This is a genomic window from Bifidobacterium sp. ESL0822, from assembly GCF_052606675.1.
The window spans coordinates 605,366-622,252 of sequence record NZ_CP199596.1 but is presented as its reverse complement, the minus strand read 5'-3'; the positions used below and the strand labels follow the sequence as shown (position 1 = coordinate 622,252).

Genomic DNA, 16,887 nt, shown 5'->3' with positions numbered 1-16,887 from the left:
GATGACGCGCGCGTCTGCAGACCGGGTATATCGCCAGCCCGGGGGAGCGGTTAGAATCGTTAAACATAACGCCGTTTCAGCAGGGAGTGGTCATGCAGAACATGCAGCAAGAATTCACGCGTCCGCTTGAGGAGCCAATAGATGCTGATGCAAGCGTCTTCTCACTGCTTGAGGACAGGGTAGAGCGCCTGGGCGACGATCCCTTGCTCGAGTACCGTAGCGGACGTGAGTGGAGCACCATCACGGCCCGTGAGTTCCACGACCGTGTCGTCGCATTGGCCAAGGGGCTTATGGCCCGGGGGATAGGTCGGGGGGACTCGGTGGCCATCGTCTCGCACACCCGCTGGGAGTGGACTGCCTTGGACATGGCCATCCTGGCCATCGGAGCGGTGACGGTGCCGGTCTACGAGACGGACTCTCCCGACCAGATCCGGCGTATCTTCAACGACTCCCATGTGGGCTTGGCCTTTCTGGAGGATGACGACATGAGGGCCCGGGTGGACGCGGTTCGTTCCCAGTGCGCCTATCTGAACGACCTGTATGTGATCACTAGGGGAGCGCTGACCACCATGAGCGCCTATGGACGGACGGTGGACCAGGCGGACTTCCAGGCCCGGGCCGACTCGGTGCAAGGTTCCGACCTGGCCACCATCGTCTACACTTCAGGCTCTACGGGCAAGCCCAAGGGCATAGAGCTCAGCCACAGCAACATCATCTTCACTGTGCGTTCAGGTGCCCAGGCGGTTCCTGACATCTGCCTGGGCGAGGGCAGGCGGCTTCTGCTCTGTCTGCCTCTGGCCCACGCCTTTGCCCGCTGTCTGCAGTTCTTCGCCATCGCCACGGATCTCACCCTGGGACTTACCGGGTCCATCCGTAATCTGCTGCAGGACATGCAGACCTTCAAGCCCACCTTCATACTGGCTGTGCCGCGAATCTTCGAGAAAATCTACAACGCCGCCTCCCAACGGGCCGGAACAGGTGCCAGAGGCAGGATTTTCCTGGATGCTGCAGGAGTGGCCAGGCAGTGGTCCCGTCACCAGCAGACCGGGAGCCGGGTTCCCATGTCGCTGAGGACCAAGCACCTCATGTACACAGGTACCGTCTACGACCCCATCCTGGAGGCCTTGGGCGGCCGGGTCAAGTATGCCATTTCGGGCGGAGCTCCGCTTGACAGGGACATTGCGGACTTCTTCAATGGCATCGGCCTGCCCCTTCTGGAGGGCTATGGCATGACCGAGACCATGGGCCCGGTGACGGTCAACCCCACCAAGGGCTATCGGCTGGGCACCATCGGCCTGCCCATGCCCGGCATCACCGTGGGCATCGACCAGGAGGGCCAGCTGTGCGTCAAAGGCCCCGATGTCTGCATGGGGTATCACAACCATCCGGAAATCACCACGAGGCAGATTCGCGACGGCTGGCTGCTGACCGGCGATCTGGGCAGTCTGGACGAGGACGGGTTCGTTCGGTTGACCGGTCGGCGCAAGGAGATCATCATCACTGCAGGAGGTAAGAACATCTCGCCCTCGCTGCTGGAAACAGCCGTTGAACGTTCGCCCATCATCAGCCACTGCATGGTCATCGGGGACCGCAGACCATTCATCTCGGCCCTGATTACCCTCAATCCCGAGGAAGTCGACCGCTGGCTGAGCGATCAGGGTGCTGAACCCCTGGAAGATATTGCTTCGGCCGGGGAGAACCCCATCATCCGCACTGAGGTCGACCATGCAGTGGACGCGGCCAACAGCCAGGTATCCCGGGCTGAAGGCATCCGCCGCTATCTGATTCTGGACCAGGACTTCACTCGTGAAAACGGTCTGCTCACCGCCTCATACAAGCCCCGCCGTCAGGAGGTTCTCAAGCGGTATGAGGACCGAATCGAGCAGGAGATCTATGCTCAAAGGCCCGCGTCGGCCGGCTTGATGTAGTCTGTATCAATCAGCGCCGCCTTGAGGTTGGAGGCCGAAACCGCAACCAAGGGTCTTGACAGGCGGCGCAGCTGCTTCCCGTCCTGGTTGACGGTCTGGATCGTATCCATGGCCGGCACCTTGCCCTGGCTGTTGAGGCCGACGCAGGCCTTGGCAATATCAGCCGCAAGCCCCAGCCTGTCCTCCAGCCCAGTCATCCACTGCCGTCCGTCAACGATTTGTGGGATGTTATCCACGTAGGCACCATATCCGCTGATGATTGGCCAGGCGGCGCGGTCGTCCGGGTGCGTGGATCCCTGGGTCTTGCCCGGGGCCTGCTGTGAAGGGTTCGCCTCCGACCCTGTTTGATTTTGGCCTGTTTGATTTTGGGTTGTAGGGCTCTGGGCGGGTTTAGGTACGCGCTGCCGATGCAGATCCTTGCGGCCGGCCATTGATCCCACGATGCCGGATATGGAGATCTCCGGGTTGACATCCGCTGATGAACCCCTATATCCAAGATCGCCGAGCTCTGAGACCACCCCGGAAACGATGAAATCGTTCATAGCCAAAATGCCGTCCACCTCGGTATGGGTCTTTGAGCCATCGTTCATGGCCAGGCGGGTCGCCAGCTCTTTGCCGGTAGCCGAAGCATCCTTGCCTGGGTCGAAGGCGACCGCCTGCCAGTCCTGCTCGGTGCTGTCTGCCTTCAGGAGTCCCGAGGGGCTGATAGCCCTCCCATCCTTGAAGTATGGCCCCAGCACCTGCCAGATTCCGGCAAAGGCCTGGGCAGGAAAGGAATTCTGCTCCTCTTGCTTGTCCCGTTCAGCCTGGCTGGCTTCAGTGTCCGTGTCATCAGAGGACTCATCAGAGGATGCGTCGGCCGGACGGTTCGGCAGCAGAATCTCGATGCGGCAGGGGTTGTCCTTGCTGGCCTTGTTCAGCTCCAGCTTGCTGGCCAGCTTGTCCGCCTGCATTTGACCAATGGCCCGTGCATCAGACAACTGTACGAACAGATCCGGCTGAATGCCCGGTACCTGGTTGGCCAGGAGCACCACATGCATGCCTGCTCCGGTGGCCAGACGCAGAGACGAAACCAGACGTGTGCGCGCCTTGTCTTTGGCATCGGCATCCAGTGATTTGCTGATATAGTCGCCATACTGGCGGGTAATGGAGTCCGGCGAGGTCATGGGCGCTACCACCAGCGTGGTCGGCGCTGAGGTCTTCCCGGCCTTGCGCTCCGAGAGGCGGTTGACCACGTAATCCTGCAGTTCCTTGCTTTGATCCTCCAGATTCCCGCTGGTATAGGTATCGATGCGCTTTCCGGAAAGATGCTCCTTGGTCAGTGCCGCCTTGATCTCAGGAACCAGGGCGGCCCACTTGTTGATGGGTGTGTGCTGGGAGAGGGTGATGCCGTCAGAAGGTGTGAAAATGGCTACCTGACCAGGTACCTCTGCAGCTGCCGTGGAGGTCGCCTGACTCTGCGGGGCGCTCGGGGACGGTTCCCCCTTGCCCAGTGCCGGACCGCAGGCACCAGTCGATGCCACCATGACCAGGCACGCCAGTAAAGCCAGCAAGCCGGACAAATGCCGTGCAAAGCCGGTCTTCTTCACATTCGCTCCTTCGTTCCGACAGAGCCCGACTCCGGCCGGGTCCCGACCAACCATTGTATTGGCTCTCGGTCAGGAGCGTACGGAACTTCCTTGCTTTTGCGCACAAGGTTCTCGCCAAGGGGCAGACGGTCAAGGCTAATCTGAGCAGAATGACCGCCTGTAATGGAAGGCGATGATGTCTTGTCTTGTTCTGCTAGTCTGCCTTGGCAGCAGCTGAAGTCATACGCTCGGCAAGGGCTTGGCCCAGGGCATCCATGAACCCTTCGGTGTCCAGCCAGGGCTGATCGGGACCAACCAGGCTGGCCAGGTCCTTGGTCATACGGCCGGAGCGCACGGTCTCGATGACCACAGACTCCAAAGTTTGTGCGAACCGGGCTACCTTGGGCGTGCCATCCAGCCGTGCCCGCTGCTTGAGTCCGCCGGTCCAGGCGAAAATAGAGGCGATCGGGTTGGTGGAGGTGGTCTCGCCCTTGAGCCAGCGCCGGTAATGCCTGGTCACGGTCCCATGGGCGGCTTCGGCCTCTACCGTCTGCCCGTCTGCCGTCATCAGCATGGAGGTCATGAGGCCAAGGGAACCGAACCCTTGAGCTATTGCATCGGACTGGACATCGCCATCGTAGTTCTTGCAGGCCCAGACATAGCCGCCCTGCCACTTGAGCGAGGAGGCCACCATATCGTCAATCAGACGATGCTGGTAGGTCAGCCCCTCTTCCTCGAACCGACCCTGGTACTCCTGCTCGTAGACCTGGGCGAAAATATCCTTGAACCGTCCGTCGTAGGCCTTGAGGATGGTGTTCTTGGTGCTTAGGTAGACCGGATAGTGCCTCTGCAGGGCATAGTTGAAGCATGAGCGGGCGAAGTCGCGGATGGAGTCGTCGAGGTTGAACTGAACCTGGGCCACGCCTGGTCCTGGGTAGGTGGTCACCTCTCGGGTCACCGGGTCGCTCCCGTCCTCAGGAGTAAAGACGACACTCAGCTTTCCAGGCTTGGGAACGGTGAAATCAGTGGCCTGGTATTGGTCACCGAAGGCGTGGCGGGCCACCACAATGGGCTTGGACCATCCTGGAACCAGTCGGGGGATGTTATCGATGACGATGGGCTCGCGGAAGATTGTTCCTCCAAGAATGTTGCGGATGGTTCCGTTGGGTGACTTCCACATGCGCTTAAGACCGAATTCCTTCACCCGGGCCTCGTCAGGGGTAATAGTGGCGCACTTGACACCCACATGCTCGCGCTGTATGGCTTGGGCCGCCTGTACGGTGACCTTGTCGTCGGTGGCGTCCCTGTTGCGGATGCCCAGGTCGTAATAGTCCAGGTCCACGTCCAGATAGGGCAGAATCAGCCGTTCCTTGATCATTTTCCAGATGACCCGGGTCATCTCGTCACCGTCGAGCTCGACGATGCGTCCCTTCACGGTGACTTTTTCCATGGCGGCCTCCTATCGGTCGGCGGGTCGGGGCCCGATCCTGCCCCGGTGCCGCAGTTGCGCTCGCGAACAGTTCTATCCCAAGTTTGTTACCCTCTGTTCCCATGCTCGTAACCCGCTCGTAGCACGCCAGAGCGTCATCATGAGGCGCTAGGCTGGCAGACATGACACAGGAAATCGAAATCGGCCTCGGCAAAAAGGCCACGGTGGCCTACACGCTCGATGATGTCTCCATACTCCCATCAAGAAGGACCAGGGATCCCCAGGATGTTTCCACGGCCTGGCAGGTGGATGCCTACGAGTTCGACCTGCCCCTACTGGCAGCGCCCATGGACTCGGTGACCAGCCCCGAGACGGCCATCGCCCTAGGACGGTTAGGCGGTTTGGGTGTGCTGGATTTGGAGGGACTGTGGACCCGATACGAGGATCCGCGTCCGCAGCTGGACCAAATAGCCCATGCCTCGCCGGAGCAGGCCACTGCGGTCATTCAGGAGGCCTACCGGGAGCCGGTCAAGGCGGAGTTGATCACCCGCCGTCTGCAGGAGATTCGCAAGGCCGGTGTCACGGTGGCTGGAGCCCTTTCCCCTCAGCGCACGCAGGAGTTCTACACCACGGTGGTCGATGCAGGTGTGGATCTCTTTGTGATCCGCGGCACGGCGGTGTCGGCTGAGCATGTCTCCACCAGACATGAGCCCCTGGATTTGAAGAAGTTCATCTACGACTTGGACGTTCCGGTCATCGTTGGCGGGGCCGCCACCTACCAGGCCGCCCTGCATCTGATGCGCACGGGGGCCGCCGGGGTGCTGGTCGGGTTCGGCGGGGGGGCATCCTCTACCGACTCCGCCACCATCGGAATTCAGGCCCCCATGGCCACGTCCATCTCGGATGTGGCCGAGGCGCGTCGTGACTACCTGGACGAGTCCGGTGGACGCTACGTTCAGGTCATCGCCGACGGTGAGACCGGCACCTCGGGTTCCTTTGTCAAGGCCTTGGCCATGGGGGCCGACGCTGTCATGCTGGGTACGCCACTGGCAAAGGCCACAGAGGCTCCCGGCCAGGGCATGCACTGGGGGGCCGAGGCCCATCATCCTGATCTGCCCAGGGGTCGCAGGGTCCAGGTCGGCCAGGTTGGAAGCCTTGAGCGCATACTCTTCGGCCCCAGCGATCGCACCGATGGCAGTCTGAATCTGATTGGGGCCCTGCGCCGGGCCATGGCTTCCACCGGCTACGTGGATGTCAAGAACTTCCAGAAGTGCCGTGTGGCAGTGACTCCTGCTCCTCGCTGCTAAACAAGACAGGGCATTCACAGTCCATTTATCCACAATCCGCATCAAGGCCGGTTCAGGTTGACCACATTCCCGAACCGGCCTTTACAATGCCTCAGCGCATTCATACTCTGGACGTAATCGTTGTCGTTGCGTCGTTTGCCCAGTGCACCTCGCCGGCATGGGAGGGGGAACAAGCACATAGAAGTGCGAGGTGAGAAGTATGACGGAGTATATGGATCTGACGCCGACTTGGGATCGGGATCGGACAATCGAGGATTCGACAGGGCAGGGGTTTGGCGGCTGGTGGCCGTCTACCTGTATGCAGGTGCCGCTGGGTCTTGGAAACATCAATTTGACAGTGCGAACCGTCAACTTCGTTCGGCCGGCGGATGCTGCTGGTCATAAGGGTCTGTCGGGGGATTTGAAGCGAATTCTTGTCAATCTGTGTGCGCTGGCATCCAGGGTCTTCGATGTGTTGCGGGGCCGCCTGCCGATGAAGAGCCTGGACCGTGTGCTCAACCGCGTTTGCATGGAACGGCTGGCTGTACTGGCCAGACTGATGCGTGATCAACATCTGGGTATGGTCCGCACGGCGGATCATGTTGGTATGGCCTACCTGCCGCTGATTCCTAAACTGGTCGAGCTCTACTGTGTGGACCGTGACCGGTACGAAACAACCATCGGATTCCTGGTCGGCGAGCGCACTGTGCTGACCAACCTGATCGTTGCAAGAAGCGGTTCGCGCTGGGTCTGTGTGCGCTTCGACATGGGCTAGGCGGCGGCTTTGGCGGGGTCGCCCATATGATGGTGGGTATGTTGCGTGAATATACGGTCGAGCTTCAACACCCGACGACGGACAAGGACACCATCTATTCGCTCCTGGCAAAACGCACCGCCCGCGATCCTGAGGAGCTGGTTGCCCAGTGGCAGGATCCCATGACCAGAAACTGGCACGATGTCAAGGCCGGGCAGATGTCCGCACGGGTTCGGGCCGTGGCCAAGGGCATGATGGCCCTGGGTGTGGAAAAAGGCAGCACCGTAGTCATCTATGCCTCCACCAGCTATGACTGGGGGGTCACGGACTTCGCCTGTGCCGCCATCGGAGCGGTTTCGGTGCCCATCTATGAGACCGACTCGCCCAGCCAGGCACAGAAGATCGTCCAGGACGTGGACTGTGTCCTGGCTTTCGCCGGAGATTCGGAGCATGCGCAGATCCTGGAGCAGGTCCGGGGGTCATCGCCAAAGCTCAAGTATGTCTTCAACTTCGAAGCAGGTGGCCTGAACGCAGTCAGCGAATTCGGCCAGGGGATCGACGACGAGCGCCTGGATGAGGCCATCGCCCAGGTCAAGGCCGACGATCTGGCCACCATCGTCTACACTTCGGGCTCCACCGGAGAGCCCAAGGGCGCCATGCTCTCCAACCGGAACTTCGTCCATATCGTCTTCGTGGGCTGGGACGTGCTCTACCACATGCTGGCAGCGCCCTCCCGCCTGATGCTCTTCCTGCCCCTGGCCCACTGCTTTGCCCGCTACATCCAGTACGTGGCCATCGGCGCCCAGGGCGTGGTCGGGTATGTTTCCAATGCCAAGCACCTGCTGACCGATCTGCGCACCTTCCGTCCCACCTATCTGTTGGGCGTGCCCCGTGTATTCGAGAAGGTCTATAACGCCGCCTCGCAGAAGGCCGGTACCGGCATGGCCGGCAAGGTCTTCGCCAAGGCCACCAGGCATTTCGTCAAGTGGTCCAAGGACGAGCAGGAAGGGCGCGGCCATTCGCCTCTGACCCGCCTGGCCCACGCCTTCTATACCAAGACCGTCGGCAACACGATCGAGTCCGCCCTGGGCTCCAACCTGAGCTACCTGGCCTGCGGCGGCGCGCCAATGAATGCCGACCTGGCCCACTTCTTCAACGGAATCGACGGGATCACCTTCATCCAGGGCTATGGGATGACCGAGACGGCGGCCCCATGCATCGTCAACTTCGAGGATGCCAACGAGGTGGGGTCGGTCGGCCGCCCAGGCTCGGGCATCACGGTCAGGTTGAGCGACGATGACGAGCTTCTGGTCAAGGGCCCCAGCGTTTTTATGGGCTATTACCATCAACCTGAGCTGGATGCCACCGTTCTTGATAAAGACGGCTGGCTGCACACCGGAGATCTGGCCCAGATCGACGACCAGGGCTTCGTCTTCATCACCGGCCGCAAGAAGGACGTCATCATCACCGCCGGCGGCAAGAACGTCAGCCCGGCGCCTTTGGAGGATGTCATCAGCACCTGCCCGATAGTCTCCCAGGCCGTTGTCGTGGGCGACGGCAGGCCGTTCGTGGGCGCCCTGGTCACCCTGGATGCCGGCATGTTGAAGTCCTGGCTGACCTCCCAGGGTCTGGACGCTGACATGAGCATGGAGCAGGCCAGTCATAACGAGGCCATCCATGCCTTCATCCAGCAGTATGTGGACAAGGCCAACTGCAATGTCTCGCGGGCCGAGTCAGTGCGTAAGTTCCTGGTGCTGGACAAGGACTTCAGCCAGGAGGACGGTACCCTGACCCCCAGCCTGAAGGTGGTGCGCCCCGAGGTGCTCCGCCAGTATGCCGAACTTGTGGACAAGGTCCTCTATGCGCCCAGGACGCCAGCCAAGCCGGCCGCCAAGGAGAACGACATCGTCAGCAGGGCACGAACCACCATGAGCGATTCCCTGGCCAGCATGACCGGACGCAAGCGGGATGGCCGCCAGGAGGAGGATGCAGCCCCGGAGGACGAGAAGGACGGCCGCGACGGCCGGGATAACGAGGAGTAAGCAGTGGCGATTCGTACAATCAGAGTGGTTCCCGATCCGGTTTTGCGCACCCCCTGCGATCCTGTGACCAGCATCACCCCGGCTGTGCGCAGTCTGGTCCGTGACCTGGTCGACACTGTCGACGACCCTGGCAGGGCCGGCCTGTCGGCCAATCAAATAGGCGTGGGCCTGCGTGTTTTCTCGTACAACATCGGCGGCAAGGTGGGCTACATCATCAATCCGGTCATCGACAAGACCTCCGGCGAGCAGTATGGCGAGGAGGGGTGCCTTTCCCTGCCCAACCTTTGGTATCCGACAAGGCGGGCCGACTACGCCCGAGCCCACGGGATCGACCTGGACGGCAAGACGGTGACTCTGGAAGGCCATGGCATCATGGGTCGGATGATTCAGCACGAGTGCGATCACCTGGACGGCCATGTCTATGTGGATCGGCTGGAGAGCGATGTCCGCCGCAAGGCCATGCAGCAGCTGAGATCAGCCAGGTAGGCAGAGGGCGAACACGGTACCCGAGGTCACTGGCCTCGGGTATCATAATAATTCGGCGTGTCAATGCGCAGGTCCGCTGTCACGGGTGGGCAGGCGCGCCAAGAGTATTCCCGAACACACGCCGCAAATTCGCGCCATGTCCGCGACGTCCTGTGTCGGTCGGCTCCCCGGAGTTGCACGCAGGTGCACATGGCCAGGCAATAACCGACAATGAAAGGTACGGACATGGCACAGATCACCATGAGCGAAATGCTGAAGGCCGGCGTCCACTTCGGACACCAGACCCGTCGTTGGAACCCCAAGATGAAGCAGTACATCCTGATGGAGCGCAACGGCATCCACATCATCAACCTCTTCAAGTCGCTCGGTCTGATCGACCAGGCCTATGACTTCATCAAGCAGACCGTGGCCCACAACGGCACCGTGCTCTTCGTGGGGACCAAGAAGCAGGCCCAGGAGGCCATCAAGGCACAGGCCACCCGGGTGAACATGCCCTACGTCTCCGAGCGCTGGCTGGGCGGCATGCTGACCAACTTCCAGACCGTGACCAAGCGGGTCGGCCGCTTGAAGGAGCTGGAGGAGATGGACTTCGACGACGTGCACGGCTCGGGGCTGACCAAGAAGGAGCTCCTGCTCCTGCGTCGCGAGAAGGACAAACTGGAGCGTCAGCTGGGCGGCATCCGCAACATGAGCCGTACCCCTTCGGCCCTGTTCGTGGTCGACATCAACAAGGAGGCCCTGGCCGTCTCCGAGGCCAACAAGCTGGGTATTCCGGTCGTGGCCCTGGTGGACACCAACACGGATCCCGAGCTCGTCACCTACCCCATTCCCGCCAACGACGATGCCATTCGCGGCGTCGAGCTGCTGACCAGGCTGATGGCCGATGCCGTGGCCGACGGTCTGCTGGAGCGCTCCGGCAAGGCCGCCAAGACCGAGGAGGCCTCCGACCAGCCCATGGCCGAGTGGGAGAAGAACCTGCTGGAGAACAAGGATGGACAGCCGCAGGAGCAGGCCCAGGAGACCGCCCAGGCTCCCCAGGCCGAGCAGCCCGCGCAACAGCAGCAGGAGACCCCCGCTGCCGATCAGGCCGCCTGAAATCTGGCGTCTAGATAGGAGAGTTTCATGGCAAAAATCACCGCTGCACTGATCAAGGAGCTGCGTGATCAGACCGGCGCCGGCATGATGGACGTCAAGAAGGCCCTGACCGAGGCCGAGGGCGACATGGCCCGCGCCAAGGAGATCATCCGCGCCACCGGCATCCAGGCCGCAGGCGCCCGTGAGGGCCGCAAGGCTCAGGAGGGTCTGATCGCCTCCACCGTCGTCGAGGGTGGACAGGGCCAGATCGGCTATGCCGTCGAGCTCAACTCCGAGACCGACTTCGTGGCCAAGACCCCTCAGTTCGTCGAGTTCGGCCAGGAGGTCATCGACGACGTGGCCAAGGCTGATGCCTCCAACGCCGAGCAGGTCGATGCCGCCCCATCCAAGTCCGGCACCGTCAAGGAGACCGTTGAGGAGGCCGGCGCGCTCTTCCATGAGCACGTCAAGGTCGGCCAGGTGGCCCGGGTCGAAGGTCCCCGTGTGGAGATCTACGCACACCGCAAGTCCGTGGAGATGCCCCCATCCATCGTGGCCATGATCGCCACTGATGAGGCCGGCGCCCAGGTCGCTCATGAGGTTGCCCTCCAGATCTCCGCCATGAGCCCCAAGTGGCTCAGCCGCGAGGATGTGCCGGCCGACGTGGTGGAGTCCGAGCGTCGCGTGGCCACTGAGAAGTCCCAGGCTGAAGGCAAGCCCGAGAAGATCATTCCCAAGATCGTCGAGGGGCGTCTGAACGCCTTCTTCAAGGAGACCGTCCTGTTGGAGCAGCAGTACGTCAAGGACACCTCCAAGACCATCGGTGACCTCTTCAAGCAGGCTGGCGGCAAGGCTCTGGCCTTCGCCCGTCTTGAGGTCGGCAAGGGCGACGAGGAGTAGTTGGCAGCCCAGAAATGCCCGTTGTCGTCACGCCTGATCCCACCTGAGGAATAGGCAGACGATTGGCATTGATGGTAGGGGAGCGGCTTTCGTGGCCGCTCCCCTTCTTTCCTCCCAGGCCGATCGCCTGAGTCTCTTTCCTTCGCCTATTCGGGAAGGGGTTGTCGCCCAGCCCGGATACCCTGTTAGCGGCGTATTCCGCCCGTCATCATGTCTGGAGAAAGGGCTTTTATGACCGGATCCGATTCAGCGCAAAACCCAGCATCGCCTCGTCGTGTGCTGCTCAAGCTCTCCGGAGAGGCCTTCGGGGGAGGCGAGGTCGGCATCGACGTGCAGGTGGTCAAGCGTGTGGCCAAGGAGATCGTCCAGGCGGTGCAGAGCGGCGTTCAGGTGGCCATCGTGGTGGGCGGCGGCAACTTCTTCCGCGGAGCAGAGCTCAGCCAGGCCGGCATTGAACGCTCGCGCGGCGACTACATGGGCATGCTGGGCACAGTCATGAACTGCCTGGCCTTGCAGGACTTCCTGGAGCAGGATGGTCAGGCCACCAGGGTGCAGACAGCCATCACCATGGGCCAGGTGGCCGAACCTTATATTCCTCTCAAGGCCATCCGTCACCTGGAGAAGGGGCGCGTGGTCATCTTCGGCGCCGGATCAGGCATGCCCTACTTTTCCACCGACACCGTCTCAATTCAGCGGGCCCTGGAGATCCACTGCGTCGAGGTTCTCATGGGCAAGAACGGGGTGGACGGTGTATACACGGCCGATCCGCACAAGCAGGCTTCTGCGCGCATGTTCACCAATCTGAGTTACCAGCGGGCCCTGGTGGACAACCTGGCCGTCATGGATGCAGCGGCGCTGTCCATGGCCCGGGACAATGACATGCCCATCCGTGTCTTCGGGCTTGAAGGCGAAGGCAACGTGACCGGAGCACTCAAAGGCCAGCGTCTGGGCACCCTGGTCCACGGCGGTCCTGATCGTACCCTGTAGCCGGATGCTGGCACACCCCGTGCCGCTTGGCCCCGTGGCCCCCTGGCCGTAGAGTATAAGAATGACGGACCTCGCGCGCACAGGCGGATGGTCCATACAGCAAGGAGCAGATCATGACCACAGTGGTGGACCAGGCCGGAAGGCAGATGGACAAGAGCATCGAGGCGACCAAGGAGAACTTCTCGGGAATCAGGACCGGGCGTGCCAACCCCTCCTTCCTCAACGACATCATGGTGGAGTATTACGGCACACCCACACCCATCAAGTCCTTGGCATCCATCGGCGTCCCGGAGCCCCGTACGCTGGCTGTCACCCCCTTCGACCCCTCCCAGGCAGGAGCGGTCGAGAAGGCCATCCGCGACTCCGACCTGGGCGTCAACCCCAGCCGTGACGGCAACGTCATCAGGGTCACCATGCCCGAACTGACCGAGGAGCGCCGTCGGGACTACGTCAAGCTGGCCAAGAACAAGGCCGAGGAGGGCAAGGTGGCCGTCCGCAACATCCGGCGCAAGGTCAAGGAGGAGCTGGAGGCCAAGGTCAAGGATGGCGACCTGGGCGAGGATGAAGGCAACCGGCTGCAGAAGGAGCTGGAGACCGTCACCAAGCAGAAGAACGATATGATCGACCAGCTCCTGGATGCCAAGGAGAAGGAGATCCTCGAGGTCTGATCCGCTTGGGGAGGGTCCACACTTCATGAGTACCAAGGAAAGCTTAGCCGAGAAGGCAGGTCAGGATGCAGTCGCAACCCTGAACAAACGGACCGGGCGCAACATGCCACAGGCGGTGGCTACCGGCGCGCTTCTGGTGGTCATCATCCTGGCCTGCATCCTGGTGCGCATCGACGCATTCATCTACCTGATCGTGATCTTCATGACCCTGGGTCTCTGGGAGCTCAGGGTGGACTTTGCCACGGCTGGGCTGCATATACCGGTTGTCGAGCTCTGGATCTGCTCGGCGGCCACCATGCTGGCCTCCTTCTACGCGCCGGACCATGTTGCGGTCATGACTGCAGGTGTTCTGGTCACTGCCCTGGTCGGAGCCCTTTCTGCCACCCGCAATCATCGCCTGGGTGGCCGTCTGCTCAAGGCGGTGAACGCCAAGCTGTCGGGCAAGGATGCGCAGACCATGGCCGATGCCTCCTACGGCACCGCAGATGGGGAGGTTCGGTCAAGCAGCCTGGCCAATGTGGGTGTCACTCTCCTGACTGTTGTCTACATCACCCTCCTGGCCTGTCTGATAACCCTGCCCACAACTTTCGGCGGGCACCCTGCCGCACATGCCTTCATGGTGATTTTCCTGCCCGCCTTGAGCGACATCGGTGGACTTCTCTTCGGCTCGCTCTTTGGCAGGCACAAGATTTCGCCCCGCATCTCGCCCGGCAAGTCGCTGGAGGGACTGGCAGGCTCCATGCTCTGCTGCCTGGTCGGCGCCCTGGTCATCTTCGCGGCCACCTATCCCATGGCGGATTGGGGACGGATCTGGTGGGTCGCCCTGCTCATGGGCATCATGGTCGGAGCCACAGGCACCCTGGGCGACCTGAGTGCATCCTTGATCAAACGCGACCTGGGGATCAAGGACATGGGCCACCTGCTCAAGGGCCATGGCGGGGTGCTGGACAGGGTTGATTCCATCCTCATGTCCGCACCATTCATCACACTGGTCCTTTTGGTCACTGGCCTGTGACCGGAATTGATGGCCCAATGCCCAGAGGGGCTGTCGGTTGGCTGATACAGGATGAGGTAGAGGTATGACAGATGTCGATATGACCGGTGCCGAGCCTGAAACAGGCATCACCCCAGGAGGCAAGGATGGGGCCTTCAGGGACGTTCTGGCTGCCGACCATGCCCGGCGAGGCAAGCCGCCGCGCCAATTTACGGACATGGACCAGCAGGAGCGGCAGGAGGTCTGCGCCCAACTGGGCCTGCCGAAATTCCGTGTCTCGCAACTGGCCAACCATTACTTCAACCATCTGTCCACCAACCCGGACGACTTCACGGACTTCCCCGCGGCCAACCGCCAGGAGGCCGCACACCGTTTCTTCCCTGAACTGATAACCCCGGTCACCGTTCAGAAGGCGGATCAGGGGACCACCATCAAGACCCTCTGGGAGCTCTTCGACGGGTCCAGGATCGAGTCCGTGCTCATGCGCTATCCCTCCAGGGCCACCCTCTGTATCTCCAGCCAGGTCGGCTGCGGCATGGGTTGCCCCTTCTGCGCCACAGGTCAGCTTGGATTGACCCGGAACATGTCGACCGGAGAGATTCTGGAACAGGTCAGGGCCGCCTCCCAGATGATGAGGTCCGGACAGGTGGCGGGCGGCCCGGGTCGTCTGAGCAACATCGTCTTCATGGGGATGGGCGAGCCCATGGGCAACTACCGGGCCGTGCTTTCCGCAGTCAGGCAGATCAGCGCCCTGCCACCCAAGGGATTCGGCATCTCGGCCAGGAATATCACTGTGTCCACGGTCGGCGTGGTCCCCGGCATCCGCAAGCTGACCAAGGAGGGAATCCCGGTCCGTCTGGCCGTCTCCCTCCATGCCCCTAGCGACAAGTTGCGCGACGAGCTTGTGCCCATGAACAGGCGCTTCAACACCACCCAGGTTCTGGATGCAGCCCACGACTACTACCTGGCCAGCGGCAGACGGGTCAGCATCGAGTACGCCCTGATGCGTGGCATCAACGACCAGGCCGAGCATGCCCGCCTTCTGGCCAAGCGCCTCAACCACTACGGGGACGACTGGGCGCATGTCAACCCCATACCTCTGAATCCGATTGAAGGGTCTCGTTGGACGGCCTCCAAGCCTGAGGATGAGCAGCGGTTCCTGGACATTCTTCACAAGGCCGGCATCACTGCGACCATGAGGGACACCCGCGGATCGGACATCGACGGCGCCTGCGGTCAGCTGGCAGCCAAGGCCGTCAAGCTTCAGGCCTGATTCGGCCTTCTGCAGTGTGGCCATGCCATAGTGTGGACATACGGTAGTCTTCCGACACTGCAGGGGCTAGTGTCGTGACTCAAACAATTCGGTTCTGGCAGGAAGGCAGGTCGCATGACGGTAGCGGTTCGTGTCATTCCCTGCCTTGATGTCGACCAGGGTCGTGTGGTCAAAGGCGTCCACTTCAAGAATCTGCGCGATGCGGGTGACCCGGTCGAACTGGCTTCCGCCTACTACCAACAGGGAGCCGACGAACTGACCTTTTTGGATGTGACTGCTTCTGGCAGCGGGCGAGCCACCATGGTGGACCTGGTCAAAAGCACCGCCGACCAGATTTTCATCCCGCTGACCGTCGGCGGAGGCGTGCGCACCCCGCAGGATGTCGATACTCTTCTGCGGTCCGGGGCTGACAAAGTCGGCATCAACACAGCAGCTATTGCCAACCCGCAGGTCATCGGCGACATCGCCCACAGCTTCGGTCGCCAGGTCCTGGTGCTCTCGGTCGATGCCCGCCGATCCGATGCACAGGGCATTACCTCGGGATATGAGGTGACCACCATGGGCGGACACCAGTCCACCGGCATCGATGCCATCGACTGGGTCAAGCAGGCCCAGGAACTCGGAGCCGGTGAGATCCTCCTCAACTCCATGGATGCGGACGGGACCCGTCAGGGATTCGATCTGGAGATGATCGCCGACGTGCGCAAGGCGGTATCCCTTCCGCTCATCGCCAGCGGCGGGGCAGGCAAGGCCGCCGATTTTCCTCCCGCTGTCAAGGCCGGGGCCGATGCGGTCCTGGCGGCTTCCGTCTTCCATTTTGGACAGGTGTCCATCAAGGACGTCAAGCAGGCGCTCCATGCGGCCGGGTATCCGGTTCGATGGCAGGCCTGAACCAATCCCGCAGAGAATTTCGGCACCATGCGGTGCATGGCATTTGCAGGTCCTATTGGCAGCAATCGGGAAACCATACCCAATACCATAAAAAGCGACCGACAAGGATATGTCGGACAAACCGGCTGAATCAATCAGCTGAATCATCAAGGAGAACGAGGATCAATGTCACAGTCTTCGAAGGACCAGGAAGCACGTTTGGACCCGAGCATAGCGGCCAGGCTCAAGAAGGACGCCAAGGGACTTGTGGCCGCAGTGGTACAGCAGTATGACAGCCGCCAGGTTCTTATGGTCGGTTACATGGACGAGGAAGCCCTTAGACGGACCCTGACAACAGGAAGAGTCACATTCTGGTCCCGCTCCAGGCAGGAATACTGGCGCAAGGGGGACACCTCCGGGCATGTCCAATACGTCAAGGGAGTCAGCATCGACTGTGACGGGGACGCGCTGCTTATCGAAGTGGACCAGGTGGGGGCCGCCTGCCATACCGGGACCAGGTCGTGTTTCGAAGCCGGCGGACCGCTTCCGGCGGTACAGGGTAATCGTACTCAGGCGGAAATGCAGAGCCAGGAAGGGCCATCCAGTGCAGAAAGACGCTAAGGTTGTG

15 protein-coding genes are annotated in these 16,887 nt (G+C 61.6%); 13 read left to right on the top strand and 2 right to left on the bottom strand.

The genetic code is table 11. The features are described 5' to 3' along the window. The first annotated feature begins 101 nt into the window (after positions 1–101). Positions 102–1,928 (top strand): AMP-dependent synthetase/ligase, encoded by a 1,827-nt coding sequence (locus tag ACUIAF_RS02585; RefSeq protein WP_445339146.1) that lies wholly within the window; start codon positions 102–104, stop codon positions 1,926–1,928. On the opposite strand, the gene ACUIAF_RS02580 is transcribed toward ACUIAF_RS02585, so the two are convergent. Both ACUIAF_RS02580 and ACUIAF_RS02575 read right to left on the bottom strand, forming a co-directional pair. Beyond that, positions 1,898–3,454, bottom strand: coding sequence for a hypothetical protein (locus ACUIAF_RS02580; protein WP_445339145.1), 1,557 nt, complete (start codon positions 3,452–3,454; stop codon positions 1,898–1,900). The two genes, ACUIAF_RS02585 and ACUIAF_RS02580, sit on opposite strands and share 31 nt — an antisense overlap. A gap of 256 nt (positions 3,455–3,710) precedes the next feature. Next, the gene (locus tag ACUIAF_RS02575; RefSeq protein WP_445338942.1) at positions 3,711–4,946 is read right to left on the bottom strand and encodes an NADP-dependent isocitrate dehydrogenase; all 1,236 of its coding nucleotides are present in this window, start codon (positions 4,944–4,946) and stop codon (positions 3,711–3,713) included. Positions 4,947–5,107: 161 nt separating this feature from the next. On the opposite strand from ACUIAF_RS02575, the gene ACUIAF_RS02570 reads away from it, so the two are divergent. The 12 genes from ACUIAF_RS02570 to hisI all read left to right on the top strand — a co-directional run bounded on the left by ACUIAF_RS02570 (position 5,108) and on the right by hisI (position 16,880). Next, on the top strand, positions 5,108–6,232 hold the full coding sequence (locus ACUIAF_RS02570; RefSeq protein ID WP_445338941.1) for a GuaB3 family IMP dehydrogenase-related protein: 1,125 nt from the start codon (positions 5,108–5,110) through the stop codon (positions 6,230–6,232). A 199-nt stretch (positions 6,233–6,431) separates the two neighbouring features. Further along, positions 6,432–6,986: a hypothetical protein gene (locus tag ACUIAF_RS02565; protein ID WP_015021745.1), complete on the top strand. Its 555-nt coding sequence runs from the start codon at positions 6,432–6,434 to the stop codon at positions 6,984–6,986. A 38-nt stretch (positions 6,987–7,024) separates the two neighbouring features. Next, positions 7,025–9,007 carry an AMP-dependent synthetase/ligase gene (locus ACUIAF_RS02560; protein WP_445338940.1) on the top strand — a complete coding sequence of 661 codons (1,983 nt, stop codon included), beginning with the start codon at positions 7,025–7,027 and terminating at the stop codon, positions 9,005–9,007. 3 nt (positions 9,008–9,010) lie between these two features. Further along, positions 9,011–9,493: a peptide deformylase gene (locus ACUIAF_RS02555; RefSeq protein ID WP_015021747.1), complete on the top strand. Its 483-nt coding sequence runs from the start codon at positions 9,011–9,013 to the stop codon at positions 9,491–9,493. A 225-nt stretch (positions 9,494–9,718) separates the two neighbouring features. Continuing rightward, complete coding sequence (gene rpsB, locus ACUIAF_RS02550; RefSeq protein ID WP_046323753.1) at positions 9,719–10,588, top strand: 30S ribosomal protein S2; 870 nt, start codon at positions 9,719–9,721, stop codon at positions 10,586–10,588. Between the two features lie 27 nt (positions 10,589–10,615). Next, the gene (gene tsf / locus ACUIAF_RS02545; RefSeq protein ID WP_015021749.1) at positions 10,616–11,467 is read left to right on the top strand and encodes a translation elongation factor Ts; all 852 of its coding nucleotides are present in this window, start codon (positions 10,616–10,618) and stop codon (positions 11,465–11,467) included. 231 nt (positions 11,468–11,698) lie between these two features. Further along, positions 11,699–12,454 (top strand): UMP kinase, encoded by a 756-nt coding sequence (gene pyrH / locus ACUIAF_RS02540; protein ID WP_015021750.1) that lies wholly within the window; start codon positions 11,699–11,701, stop codon positions 12,452–12,454. Between the two features lie 113 nt (positions 12,455–12,567). Beyond that, positions 12,568–13,122, top strand: a complete 555-nt coding sequence (gene frr / locus ACUIAF_RS02535; protein ID WP_029678900.1) for a ribosome recycling factor — start codon at positions 12,568–12,570, stop codon at positions 13,120–13,122. Between the two features lie 25 nt (positions 13,123–13,147). Continuing rightward, positions 13,148–14,137: a phosphatidate cytidylyltransferase gene (locus ACUIAF_RS02530; protein ID WP_445338939.1), complete on the top strand. Its 990-nt coding sequence runs from the start codon at positions 13,148–13,150 to the stop codon at positions 14,135–14,137. A gap of 64 nt (positions 14,138–14,201) precedes the next feature. Continuing rightward, entirely contained in the window at positions 14,202–15,389 is a 1,188-nt protein-coding gene (gene rlmN, locus ACUIAF_RS02525) for a 23S rRNA (adenine(2503)-C(2))-methyltransferase RlmN (RefSeq protein WP_445338938.1), read from the top strand. Positions 15,390–15,503: 114 nt separating this feature from the next. Beyond that, positions 15,504–16,280 carry an imidazole glycerol phosphate synthase subunit HisF gene (gene hisF, locus ACUIAF_RS02520; protein WP_445338937.1) on the top strand — a complete coding sequence of 259 codons (777 nt, stop codon included), beginning with the start codon at positions 15,504–15,506 and terminating at the stop codon, positions 16,278–16,280. 165 nt (positions 16,281–16,445) lie between these two features. Continuing rightward, complete coding sequence (gene hisI, locus ACUIAF_RS02515; protein ID WP_015021755.1) at positions 16,446–16,880, top strand: phosphoribosyl-AMP cyclohydrolase; 435 nt, start codon at positions 16,446–16,448, stop codon at positions 16,878–16,880. Positions 16,881–16,887: the final 7 nt, after the last annotated feature.

What these genes read in the sequence shown, in the direction of transcription:
- ACUIAF_RS02585 (WP_445339146.1), top strand. Translation starts at nt 102, where the DNA reads ATGCAGCAAGAATTCACGCGTCCGCTTGAGGAGCCAATAGATGCTGAT.
- ACUIAF_RS02580 (WP_445339145.1), bottom strand. Translation starts at nt 3,454, where the DNA reads ATGGTGGCATCGACTGGTGCCTGCGGTCCGGCACTGGGCAAGGGGGAA.
- ACUIAF_RS02575 (WP_445338942.1), bottom strand. Translation starts at nt 4,946, where the DNA reads ATGGAAAAAGTCACCGTGAAGGGACGCATCGTCGAGCTCGACGGTGAC.
- ACUIAF_RS02570 (WP_445338941.1), top strand. Translation starts at nt 5,108, where the DNA reads ATGACACAGGAAATCGAAATCGGCCTCGGCAAAAAGGCCACGGTGGCC.
- ACUIAF_RS02565 (WP_015021745.1), top strand. Translation starts at nt 6,432, where the DNA reads ATGACGGAGTATATGGATCTGACGCCGACTTGGGATCGGGATCGGACA.
- ACUIAF_RS02560 (WP_445338940.1), top strand. Translation starts at nt 7,025, where the DNA reads ATGTTGCGTGAATATACGGTCGAGCTTCAACACCCGACGACGGACAAG.
- rpsB (WP_046323753.1), top strand. Translation starts at nt 9,719, where the DNA reads ATGGCACAGATCACCATGAGCGAAATGCTGAAGGCCGGCGTCCACTTC.
- tsf (WP_015021749.1), top strand. Translation starts at nt 10,616, where the DNA reads ATGGCAAAAATCACCGCTGCACTGATCAAGGAGCTGCGTGATCAGACC.
- pyrH (WP_015021750.1), top strand. Translation starts at nt 11,699, where the DNA reads ATGACCGGATCCGATTCAGCGCAAAACCCAGCATCGCCTCGTCGTGTG.
- frr (WP_029678900.1), top strand. Translation starts at nt 12,568, where the DNA reads ATGACCACAGTGGTGGACCAGGCCGGAAGGCAGATGGACAAGAGCATC.
- ACUIAF_RS02530 (WP_445338939.1), top strand. Translation starts at nt 13,148, where the DNA reads ATGAGTACCAAGGAAAGCTTAGCCGAGAAGGCAGGTCAGGATGCAGTC.
- rlmN (WP_445338938.1), top strand. Translation starts at nt 14,202, where the DNA reads ATGACAGATGTCGATATGACCGGTGCCGAGCCTGAAACAGGCATCACC.
- hisF (WP_445338937.1), top strand. Translation starts at nt 15,504, where the DNA reads ATGACGGTAGCGGTTCGTGTCATTCCCTGCCTTGATGTCGACCAGGGT.
- hisI (WP_015021755.1), top strand. Translation starts at nt 16,446, where the DNA reads ATGTCACAGTCTTCGAAGGACCAGGAAGCACGTTTGGACCCGAGCATA.